An 11,992-nucleotide genomic window follows, 5' to 3' on the forward strand; every position below is an offset into this window, starting at 1 on the left:
GGCTGGGTCGAATGATCAATTAGTACACTATGGACTCGTGGCTGTCACGGCAAAACGCAGCACCAACGTCCTGTTTGGTGACAGCATGCGGATTCAGATGTGAATCCTACGATGTATGCCGCGCACCCGGCACTGTACTCTTCTCGATCTTCACCATCACGGTATACTCCGGATCAACCAGCTGGATGATCGGCGCCTTCGCGTTCTGCGCGACGAATTGATATGCGTCCATGACCGACATCCCGGACTGCGCGCGCACCCATCCGATCATCGCCTTGAATGCGACGCGCGCGGCGTCCTCGAGCGGACGACCCGAACCGACAAAGATTATCTCGTCGGCGTTCTCGATTCGCGGGATTGGCGTCGCACTCTTCCTGATCAGCTCGACGTACACCTCGACGTTCAGTGCACCTTCGATCGCAGCACCCATGATCTCGCCTTCGCCCATCGCGTAGTGGCCATCGCCGAAGGACAAGAGAGCGCCGGGTACGTTAACGCCCAGATAAACCGTATTTCCTGCACGCACCTCGGGACAGTCCATATTGCCGCCGAAGTTGCCGGGCACGATCGTGGTACGAACTTCGCCACCCGCCGGCGCGACGCCGATGCAGCCAAGGAACGGCGCCAGCGGTACCGACCACGAATACTTGCCGTCGGCCGACGTGGCTCGAGCCGCAGTGCGCTTCGCGTCCACGTCGTATCGCCACGTCGTCTCCGGGAAATCCGGTCCGAGCATCGCGGTCTGATCGTTGCCGACGAGTGCACCAAACCCCGGACTGAAAGACGATACCGCATATGAGCGCGCAGGCTCGAGTTTCACGATGTGAATCGCGACCGTATCACCCGGCTCGGCGCCATCCACGTAGAACGGGCCCGTCTGCGGATTGTCGTGGCCGGCGGCCATCTTTCGGGACGGGAGATCCGCCGCAGTCTTCACTGCGCCGTCGAAGCAGTCTTCCGTCCACGTAGCGATGCGCGTGCCCGACTTGATGTGCTGTTTCGGGGGCGCGCCGCCGAACGTGTACACGAGATCGGCGTGCTGAGGGATCCAGTCGAGCGTCGGTGCGTCGGCGGGAATATTCGCGACACTGGTTGGCGCTGCCGCGGTCGCCATCGCGGTCCCGGCCGCTGGCGCTACGTCGCTCGAAGCAACAGAATCACCGCCCGACGACTCGCGTGTGCCGTCCTTGCACGCTGCCATTACGCCAAGGACGCCGAGCGGTGCACTGATGAGGAACTGTCTGCGTGTGTTCATGCTAGCTTGCCATTGGGTTTGCGATCGTGAGGGGTAATGCGTCCGCCGGAACCGGGAATCATAGTTGCCACAATCCGTGATCGGCGTCTCCCTGGATGTAGATGGCGAACGTACCCTTTCCCGGAATCTCCATCGCGGGATGCGCAACGAAGGCACGGTGCCTCGTCACAGCATCCGAGGCGACGATCTCGGGGAAATGTATCTTCATTCGAGCTCCCGTGTGTTTGCGGTATGACGCGCTGGCGCGGCTGCAGGCGCGCGGGACGCTATGCCTGAGTAAAGCGTAACGTGTTGCCGTCGGGATCATTGACGTAAAACTCGCGCGTGCCCCAGGTCTGCTCGAGTGGACCTTCGTGCACTTCGTGCGGCGCCTCAGGGTTGCCGGGCGTCTCGAGTCCCCGTTCGCGGAACGTCCGAAACAGTGCGTCGATGTCAGTGGTCGTGACGACGACTACGGCACCGAAGACTCCATCGCCGCTGTGGCTCGAGAGGAACAGGTGGGCGCCATCGCGGGCGAGAACGCTGAACGACGGATCGTCCAGCGCGTCGTCGCCATCGACGCGTTCGAAATCGAGAATGCGTGTGTAGAAATCGACTGACCGTCGCATGTTGCTGCAGCGTAGCGTCGCAATGATTGTCATTGGGAAAAACCGGGGTCAGAGTACGTTTTCCGTAGCGGAAATGTACTCTGACCCCGGTTTTCTCCCCGCTGCACGCTTCGGATCAACAATGCCGCCAGGCCCACGATGATACCAACGTACAGGTACTGTGTCAGCGAGACGCCGGTACCGAAGGGAAACCAGATACCTGGCACGCCCAACGCCGTCAGTGCACCGCTGAATTGGCTGGCGGCGACAAACAGCACGACGATGAACGTGAGCAGACGATCCGGCTGCCGTCTGCGCAGTCCGACGATGGCGGTCGCCAGCAGCACGACGGCCAGCGGGACGCGCCATATCTGATTCAGCATGGCATACATGCCGTGAGGCAGTGTCAACCCCAGCACAGCACTCAGCACGGTCACCACGCTCAGCGCGGTGATGATGGCAATGGCGTATGTCAGCCATTGCCAGAGTTCGAGCTGATACCAATGTCGCCATGTCATGATCCATGCTGCCAACCCGAGCGGTACGAGAGTCTGATGCACGACGAGGTACGTGGTGAGGTCTTCATACGGCATCCAGGTGTAGACCGCCTGATTCAGCCTGTATGCGGCAGTCAGCAGAAGCGCCGAGCACAACCACTGCACGAAATGCCCGTGCGCAAGCTGCGCGCGGAAGCACCAGGCCAGCAGCGCCAGTAGCACGAATGCCAGAGGCTCGACAACTTCGACCACATAACCCTTGAACGTTTCCAGCCAATCGAGTTGGTACTGGGCGCTGATGGCGTCAATCGTGCCGAGCATGGGGGCGATGTGGATGCCGCCCGCGTCCTGCCCGCGTCCGAGTCCGGGACGCATCCACACCCTTATCGCTATGACGGCGTCGTGCGCGTTCGCAGACTCTGGCGGCAAACGAAAGATCTGTGGCCTGGTGCTGTAGATAACCGGCTTCGTGCCGGAAAAGTCGCCCGTCCCGCCGATCAAGGTTCCGTTCCAGAACAACTGGTAGGCGTCTTCGACATACGCCGGCGCGAGGAGGGCGATGCGGGTGTCGGCGGTGGCGTCGACGGCGACACGCATGCGGTACCACGCGTATCCCGAATAGCCATTGTGACCGCGTGCCCACCAACCGGGCACGTAATCCGTAAGACCGACATCGCCGTCGTGCGCGCCGGGAGCGGGGGTAAGGTCCACGGCCTCCCAACGCGAATCGTCAAGGCCCGGCGCGGCCCAGCGTTGGTCGTCGCCAGGACGGAAGCGCCACGGGCCCGTCAATAAGCGGGAGGACTGACCGATGCGAATCTGCATTGCCGGTGTCGTTCCGGCCTTTTCACCAGAGGTGGGGACTGCACCTGCCCCCGATTGGTCGTGTTCGACGACGTCAACGGCGACGGGTTCCGCCGGTGCTTGATTTCGCGATGCGAACGCGTGCCCACCTGGCGCTTCCGCCGCGGCCGATTCGATGGGCAATTTTGCAACGGAAATCAGGACGATCATGCTGAGGAAACATGTCTTCACCAAACCTCCGCAACTTGATTTCAGCCTCACAAGCGGGCCATTTGATCGTGCGTGGCGCTCGAGGTTCCGACCAGAGTTCAGGGAACCGCCGCTCCTCTCCGCGTGACATTTCCCGCACCAAACAACTGATCACTGTCGGACACAGTGACACTGCACATATGCGGCAGAAGATGCTTGCGTCGAACACTGCCGCAAGACATATCGTCAACGCTGACATAATGTTGACATTGACATATAGTTGCTTTACATCACGCGACCTATGGCCTTCTGCCACCGGCAACCCGATGTGAAGTTGCCGCGTTAATTGAGAGAATGACGCGCGGAAACCGCCGCGAGCTCGCCGACGAATATGTCGCGTGCTGTGATCGGAAGTGCACGGTGAGTCCCTATCTCGGATTCACCGTCATCACAGACCTTCCATCGGTCGTCTTCGCCCAGTACCTGATCCAGTGCTCGCCGATGTTGTTCGCCGCTGCGATCAGCTCCTTCGTCGGCTGCTTGCCGTGCATCGTCATCACGACGATCGCGGTGTTGAACTTCTTCTGTGAATGCGCGAAGTCCGGCTCGCGCGGACCCATCGCTGCGATCACGTCCTGAATCGTGATGTTGGTTCTGTCACCCGTGTAAATGGGATGACCGTTGGCATCCTGGTGGCCGGTGCGCTTCAGGTTGCGAAGGATGAAGAAGGGCGGCACCTCATCCGGCCTGGCGAGGCCCATCAGGTAGAGGCCGAGCCACGAGTAGCCCTTCGCGGGCGAGTAGTAGTCTCTGTCGAGCTGAGTGTACGTGCCGTCCCCGTTGTCCTTCCACGTACTGCCGCCCATCGCGTCGGCCTCGATGGGATTCGAGTATGGGAACGCAGCTGGAAGATGCACGCCGGTCGCCCAGTGTACGGGACCGAGCGTGATCGTGTCGCCATTCGCTACCGCGCGCGCATCGGCGGCCCAGCGATGACCGAGCTCGTGTCCGATCTGCGACATCGCGTAGTTGTAGTCGGGCATGCGGCCGTCGGGTGACTTCTCCTGGATCTGTACTGCCGACGTCGAGACCGGTTCGACGTACATCCACTGCAGCTCGCCCTTGCTGCAATAGTTCTCCAATCCATTCGTAACTGTCCCGATACCAGTTACGTTGCCGCCGCGTGGTCCGTTACTCGGCGTCCCACCTTCGGGGTTGTCGACGCGGAAATCCGAATAGGTCGCGATGAAATCGAAGTTGTCGCCGAGTGTCGTGATGATCGAGCAGGCAACATCCTGCGCGCGCGGAATCTCGGGCCAGTGGAAGCCTTCGTACGCAACGGGAAACGTTCCGCTCCTCCTGCTCGCCAACGAGAGATCTATCTCCGGGGAGCGAATGCCACCGAGTGCAACCGAGCGCGCCGTCACCCGATCGACGATCGACGACGGCGTGCCACTCTCTGCATCGGCAGACACGGACACCCGAGTCGCGCCGGCGAGCGGAGCCGGAAGCACGCCCTCGATCGAAATTGTATTTCCGTTCACGGTAACTTCCGGTTCCGCGCCGGCACCGGAAACGATGTAACGTGGAGGACGGCTTCCGCCTCCACCGCCTGCACGTTTGTCTGCAAACCCGCGGATGGTCCATACTGCCGTTGCCTTCCTGAGATCGGCCGACGTTGGTTTGTGCGTGTCGAACGCGACGCGATACGTCACGCCATCGATCGCCGGATCGCCGTTCGGGAGCACGGCACCGCGAGTCTCGATGGTCGCTCTGACGAAGAGACCATCGATGCTGGAAAGCCGGACGTGCGTGATGTCGAGGTTCGGTGCGACCGCTGGATCGGGGGCATCCTGAATCGACGCGAGCGCCTTCTCGATGCCATCGGTGACCATCGGGAAAACACCGACCACCGCGTCGCGCGCTGACACGTCGTTGTACGAGAGCTCGATCACGCCGGTCTTGTAGAGTGTCGCCTGAATGCGGTTCACCGTCGGTACCCAGGTGAACGACTGGATTCCGCCAGCTCCCTCGCTGAGTGTCCATGTCACAACTGCGCGATCCGGCAGTTCCTTCACGAAATGCGGACCGTTCAATCCGGATTTTATGAATGCTGCGATGCCGGGAATCGTGTTGATGAACGTCTCTCCGACAGTCTGCAGGGACGCGTAGCGATCCATCAGGAACCCGTTGCGGGTCGATCCGCCGGCGCCAGTACGGTTGCCAGCGGGCGGACCACCGAATCTTGCGCGATCGGCCGCCTGCTGCATGGTGCCGAAGGTGATTGCTCCGATCGCGACATCGAAGGAGCTCCACTGCTTTCCCGAGAAAGGAAAGGTGAACCCCTTGAGCGTCGCCGAATTTCCTTTGAGTTGGGGCCCGAAGTCCGCATCCCATCTCAGTGCGACATTTTCGACGCGAAATCCCTTCCCTTGCGGAGTGAATCGCAGGGTTCGGTGGTCCAGGTCGAAGAGACGCGCGGAGTCGACTGCTGCGCTATCGAGCTCGAGATGTATCAGGTTCCCTATGGTGGTTACCTTGCCGATCGGGTGACCAGGCTCGCGCTGGGCCACGCCCAATGAGGGGAGGGCGGCAAGTGCGAGGCGAAGCTGGATGTAACGGATACGGGTCATCGTGGCGGTCCAATGAAGGCGCGGTATTGGATACAATATTCAGCGCGCAGTAATTCTAGTGCAATTCATCGACACGACCCGAGCGGATCGCCTGCGCAGCGAGAGCGCTGTAGTGCTCCGAGCTCAGTTCACCACCCCTGTGCGGTCCTGGCTTTGATGCCGGACCCCGGCTCCTGCGCCTAGCGGCGCTGACGCGTGATTTATCTCAATGGCGTGTGGCCGGTTCGTCGCGCTTGAGCCATCCATCGAACCAGTCAGTCATCTGGTTCAGCATGTGCTTGATGCCGGCAGGCGACGCGTTGCCGTGCGCTTCTCCGGCATACCGGATGAAGCGCACCGGCTTGCCGAGTCGGTTGAGCGCAGTGAACAGCTCCTCGCTCTGGGAAAGAGGCGCTGCGTAGTCCATGTCTCCGCCGATGATCAGCACCGGAGTGGAAATCGACTCTACATGCATCAGCGGACTGGCTTCGAGATATGTATCCCAGTGCCCGTAAGGTGGAACACCGAGATGTCCCTGCCCGCCTTCGGCCCAGCCTGGAGCCCATAGTTGTTCATTGGCATCGTCCGCAAGCCGGCGCGTCGGATTGAACTGGCCGTACATGCTGATGAGATCGTACAGTCCGTTACGCAGAACCGCTGCCTTGAATCGGTGAGTCTGCTCGATCACCATCGCCGTGCCGTAACCGCCGAAACTGATCCCGTCGATTCCGAGCCGATCCGGATCGGCGATCCCGAACTTTATGAGCGAATCCACCGCGGGAAGGATGTCACCCGGGAACTGGCTCGCGCGGTCGGCGCCGCCGCCGGACAGTGGCATACTCGGCTCGAGCACCACGTAGCCGCGCGCCGCCAACAGCGCGGGCAACCAGTTGTCGCCGGGCTGCGGATACGTGGATGTGTCGCTGCTCTGCTCCGCCTTCGTATGAACCGTGCCCGGATACATCTGCACGATCAGCGGATATCGCGTGCCCTTGCTGTATCCCGGTGGCATTGTTATGCGCGCGAATACAGTATCTCCGGCGTCGGTCGTGTAACGCACGTACCACGGGCGACACACATTGAGCTTCGCGATGTCCTGGTCGAGCGATATTATCGTGCGCACCGTCTTGCCGCGACGCACCAGCAGATGCTCACCGGCATCATCGACTCGCGTCTCGACATGCGGTACATCCTGAGCATTTGCAAGCGAGCGTGGTGTCGGGGCGCGCCTGGTGATCGGCTCGATCACTGGCGGATCGGGGCGGAACACCGATCCGTCACGCCGAACCTGAACGACCGTGTCACCGATCAGACGCGCGCCCACGGTCGAATCGTCGTCGGACCAGCGCGTGAGCGTGACGTGTCTTCCCGGTAGTGGATGCAGGATTCGTCCGTCACGCAGGTTGACGAGAATCAGCTCGGTTTCCGCGCGATTGAGCGGCGGTATCGAAGCAGCAGATGCGTCTATCGGCCGAACATCGGGCGTGAACGCGATCCACTGTGCATCGCGGGAAATCAGAATGTCGCGAGGTGTGCGTCCACGCAGCGACGCGGTTCTGAGGAGCGCACGTCGCTGGCCAGTGCGCACGTCGATGCGCCAGAGCGTGAGTGAATCGCCGAGCGTGGGATGCGCCGGCTGGATGAACGAAGGAAGGTGCGCATCGGTGATTGACGCAGAAGCACGCAGCCCCGACGAAGCTGCCTTCCACAGCTTCGGCCACTCCGCAATCGCGTCGTCCTGATCCAGCGTCCCCGTGCCGGGCGGAAGCATTGCGGTGACGAGCGTGACCGAATCGAGCCATGCGTACGCACCAGCGCGTCCGTTGGGATCACCGATGGCGAAACGAAGGGATGCTGCGAGCGCGCCCGGAACGATCTGCTTCGGAGCGCTTCGCCCAACTTCCCAGGTGTACAGCTCCCGGTCGAGCGAGTTGGGTCCGACGTGCGTGAGGGCGAGGTATCGATCCGATGGCGACCAGAACGGACTCGCCCAGCTGTCGCCCCGGGCGGCGTCATCGAGAAAGGCCACCTGTCGCGACGTCGCGATGTCGTACACGCCAAGATCCGCGTGCAGCCAGAAAAACGTAAAAGTGGCATGCGCGCGCAGATCGCCCAGCCGTCGGCCGATTTGTACTGCCACACGCTTACCGTCGTGGCTCACATCGTACGCGCCGAATGGATTCGTTCGGCCCAGCCCCTGACCATGCAGATGCAGGACGCCGTCTACCGTAAGCCCGGACTTCGCGTCCCCCGCCGCCGTGCATGCGGGCGGCTGCACGGACTGGCCTGACTCGCCGGCTTGCGCATGGGTTACGGACGGCGTGATGCACGCGAGCGTCGCCGCCACGAGCGCCAGGCCAGCCTTGATGGCGCGCAACGTCGCGTCGTTTCCGCGCATCTTCACCTGGTGCGGCGCGACGAATCAGTACTGCGAATCAAGCAGCGACTGCAATACGTGGTTCGCCGTGGATGGAACTGCCGCGTACTGCTTGCTCTGCAGAATGAATGTACGCACTTCTCCGGATCCGAGCGTCACGGCAGCCTGAGCCAGGATCGTGCTGCCGACCGCGACCGTGAGCGTGTACGGCCCCGCGTCGGCGTTTACATAGATGCTCGCGTTGCGATAGACCGCGAGCGCCGATGCTGTCAGTCCAGTGAGAGTGGCCGGCGCAGTGGTTCCGGGGGTGAGGTACATCGACACCGTCGCCCCGAGCCCCGTTGCGGTCGCGAATGGCGCTGCATTGATGAGCCTGAACCGCGCCTGGTACTTTCCATTCACCATTGGTGGCGAGAATGGATCGTTGGTGACGATGGCGAAAGGCACTGCAGTCGGCGGAGTGAGCAGCTGCGGGGCTCCGGACGCTGCAGTCACCGGTACGATTCCAGCGACCACGACCGTATATGGAATTCCGGAAGTGAGATACTGGCGCGGCAGATACTCGGTGCTGTTGGCGTTGGTGTAGAACGACGACAGCGGACCGCTGCTGCCTGCGAGCCTGGCCACGAACGAGTGAACGCCCGGCGTAACCGGCTCATACAGCGATGCATCGGCCCCGGTCGGTGTCGCGACGGAGGTCGGCGCAATCGCGAGCAAGCTCGGCGCTGCGGCGCTCGAATCAATCAACATGTCGATCGAGCGGGGTTGTGTTTTCGATGCGGCGTTGGTCGCATCGGTGTACTGGAAAACGGAATTGACGATTCTGACCAGTGCCGGCTTTGCCGGCGCTCCGGTAGTGCTGTCCGATCCGCATGCCGCCAGGGTCACAAGCGTGGAAATCAGAACACAGCGCGCCAGGGCTATTGGCTTCATGCGGAACAATCCATTGACGAGGAAATTGGGCAGGTCTCGCGGATCATGAGATCGACTCACCATCCATTGAGCGAGGCCGTGGCAGCATCGCGTCCGTACATAAGACAGACCCGTCAGTCGCGTGATACCCTGTAACACCGGTGGGCCGGAGATCATTTTGGCTCCAGAATGCGCCCGATACGGGCCCGGGCATCGAGCAGGTGCAGCCGGGTATCACGGTCGGACGCTCGCGGGAGCGCCCGCTCGATCTCGCGTCTGAGATCGACCAGCTCTCCGCGCAGGATCGACTGAACGTCCGGCTCGTTCGGCGCGTCGGTCAGGGCGCCGGTCGTGCCAGCCCGCGGGCCCGAACCCGCCGGCGGATTGACCTTGCCTGCCAGGTCGATGAGATAGCTCTGCTGGAGAGCCCTGCGCTCCGGGCTGATCGATACCCTTGGTGCTGAGAGTTCGCTCCAGACGCCATGGCGAACATCGCCGAGCATCTCATCGAGTGAATAGGAGGTCGCAGGGTCCATCGCGGCGTATTCGCGCAGCCGCGCCAGTCGTGCATTCTGGAGCAGCGCCGAGAGAAGTCGAGCCTGAATCGAGGAGATGCGCAGCAGAGTTCCGGTGGGTTCCAGCCGGCGGGTGATGCTTTCGTCGAACAGGAAGGCCGGGGTCTGGAACGCGTTTCGGTTCAGGAATTGGATGGCTGCAATCTGCCTGGCCCTGGGCACAGGCGTGTATACGGGGCCTGGCTGGCTCCCGTATTTCGTCTGAACGTCGGAACCACCGACAACATTCACAACGTGCGTCAGCTCGATGCGCCACTGATTGACGAGGCGAGTGTACAACTCCCGCAGCTGTGAATTGTCCTCGGTTGGCTTTGTCGTCATCGCGAGCAGCATCGGCACGATTCGGCGAATGTTCCTGAGACCGTAACCAGTCGCCTTGACGGCGTCAGCGTCGCCAACGGCTTCCGTCTCGTCACCTGGATCGACGTTCGCGGTGGTATAGACTTCCGTCGAGTGACCGAACCGGAGCCACGGAATCGAATCCTGCATTCGTGCCCATCGATCGAGAGTCGGTCGTTCCGCATCCGGCGTAGTGGCGCCGGGAATGGGTGTGTAGCCCCATTTCACTGTGTAGGTGTCAGCGGGACCCACACGCGGGATGAGGTCGGACAGAGGTATGGAATCTTCGGGTTGCGCGACGTAATTGAACCGAGAGTAGTCCATCACGGATGCCGTGTGCCCCATTTTGGCCAGCCACCTACGCGAGCGAAGCGAGTCAACGGGATACAGCGAGCTCGACTTGTGGTTGTGGTACAGTCCGATGGTATGGCCCACTTCGTGGGACACGATGTACTGTAGCAGCCGACCCATCAGCGAATCCGGAAACTCCCCGTGCTGCACCCGGGGATCGAGTGGCGCGACCTGTGTGAGATACCAGTCGCGCGTGATGTTCATGATGTTGTGGAAAATGCGCACGGATCCGTTCAGCACTTCGCCGGTACGAATGTCGCGAGTGCCATCGCTTGCGGCATTTTCCGTAGTAGACGGCATCCATCGGATGACGGTGTGTCTGATATCTTCGGCAGACCAGTCCGGATCATTGGCGGGCGGATCGAGCGCGATGATCGCGTGCCGAAATCCCGCCGCTTCGAACGCGGGCTGCCACGCTTCCACTCCCTTCCTGATCCAGGGTTTCCACTTGTCGGGCGTCGCCGGATCGATGTAATAGACGATCGGATGCACGGGCACCGAAACGGCGGAGTCGGGAAACTTCTTCTCGAGGCGCCAGCGGCCGATGTAACGCTGGTCCACGGCGCGGTCGGCGCTGGTTCCGAAATCGACGCGCGTCCGCGAGTAGAAACCGATGCGATCGTCGGCGAGCCGCGGCATCATCGGATGCTCCGGAAGCCGGATCATGCTCCAGTGTGCAAGTACGCTTCGCGTGGGCACCGCAGTACGTGCCAGCGACGTGAGCTGGGAACTGTTGGGCGTTACCGTTTGCGTCGCTTCGACTTCCACGTTGTCTGGAAACGCGACCACGCGCTCGATGAACGATCGCTGCGGATCGATCTGGCCGTGCAGTGCCGCAAATTCCGGAACTGAAGTCGTGAAGAGCTTTGTGACGTCGATCACGGCGGCGCTGTCCGGTCCGTATGCAAGTACGTCGAATGCGGCGATTATCGGCGGGTAGTTACTTCCCTGTATTGCGCGGTATATGGGAAGCGTGCTGTCCGCCATTATCGAATACGACGGTGAGCGCAGAAAGACCCGGTTCCCTATTCTGTCCCAGCGAATGGTGCGTTCGCTGAACTGATCACCGCCATATTCCGATGCGCTGGACGGAACGGCTGCGGCTGCACGGGCAAAGCGGCCAAGCTGCAGCATGTCGACGTTCATCGCAGACCGGGGAATCTCGAAGAGCAGCCGGTCGCCCACCGTGTGCGTGGTGAAGAAGCCCGAGCGTGTCACGGCACCGCGCATCACGACGGCGCTGTAGGGCCGGATCCTCGTATTGCCGCTGGCGCTGTGACCGGAGTCGATGCCGGATGCAGACAATGTCGCAACTGGCCGCGCGGGCGACTCGCTCCTGACGGCTGCCGGTGCAACTCCAGGCGGCCGCGAGGCGTGACAGCCTCCAAGAGCGAGCATACCGAGCAGCGAAGCCGCAAGGGGGCGAACAGCATGTGATTTCAGGAGGATGTTCCTCATCAGAATTGATTCGAAGCTGCGCACGAATACATTGCG

The 11,992-nt window shown here is 61.7% G+C and carries 8 protein-coding genes; all 8 read right to left on the reverse strand.

Features of this window, described 5'->3' with window-relative positions; translation table 11 throughout:
* Window positions 1-106: 106 nt before the first annotated feature.
* Window positions 107-1,255, reverse strand: coding sequence for an acetamidase/formamidase family protein (locus V4529_06390; GenBank protein MES2357957.1), 1,149 nt, complete (start codon window positions 1,253-1,255; stop codon window positions 107-109).
* 58 nt (window positions 1,256-1,313) lie between these two features.
* Complete coding sequence (locus tag V4529_06395; protein ID MES2357958.1) at window positions 1,314-1,463, reverse strand: hypothetical protein; 150 nt, start codon at window positions 1,461-1,463, stop codon at window positions 1,314-1,316.
* Between the two features lie 58 nt (window positions 1,464-1,521).
* Window positions 1,522-1,896: a glyoxalase superfamily protein gene (locus V4529_06400; GenBank protein MES2357959.1), complete on the reverse strand. Its 375-nt coding sequence runs from the start codon at window positions 1,894-1,896 to the stop codon at window positions 1,522-1,524.
* Window positions 1,893-3,353, reverse strand: coding sequence for a glycoside hydrolase (locus tag V4529_06405; GenBank protein MES2357960.1), 1,461 nt, complete (start codon window positions 3,351-3,353; stop codon window positions 1,893-1,895). Before V4529_06405 ends, V4529_06400 begins: the two co-directional genes overlap by 4 nt.
* A 407-nt stretch (window positions 3,354-3,760) precedes the next feature.
* Window positions 3,761-5,965, reverse strand: coding sequence for a hypothetical protein (locus V4529_06410; GenBank protein ID MES2357961.1), 2,205 nt, complete (start codon window positions 5,963-5,965; stop codon window positions 3,761-3,763).
* A gap of 205 nt (window positions 5,966-6,170) precedes the next feature.
* Window positions 6,171-8,342 (reverse strand): prolyl oligopeptidase family serine peptidase, encoded by a 2,172-nt coding sequence (locus V4529_06415; protein MES2357962.1) that lies wholly within the window; start codon window positions 8,340-8,342, stop codon window positions 6,171-6,173.
* Between the two features lie 24 nt (window positions 8,343-8,366).
* Window positions 8,367-9,254: a hypothetical protein gene (locus V4529_06420; GenBank protein ID MES2357963.1), complete on the reverse strand. Its 888-nt coding sequence runs from the start codon at window positions 9,252-9,254 to the stop codon at window positions 8,367-8,369.
* 152 nt (window positions 9,255-9,406) lie between these two features.
* Complete coding sequence (locus V4529_06425; protein ID MES2357964.1) at window positions 9,407-11,956, reverse strand: zinc-dependent metalloprotease; 2,550 nt, start codon at window positions 11,954-11,956, stop codon at window positions 9,407-9,409.
* Window positions 11,957-11,992 lie beyond the last annotated feature (36 nt).

This window comes from Gemmatimonadota bacterium, assembly GCA_040388625.1.
In the GTDB taxonomy this organism is placed as follows: domain Bacteria; phylum Gemmatimonadota; class Gemmatimonadetes; order Gemmatimonadales; family Gemmatimonadaceae; genus Fen-1247.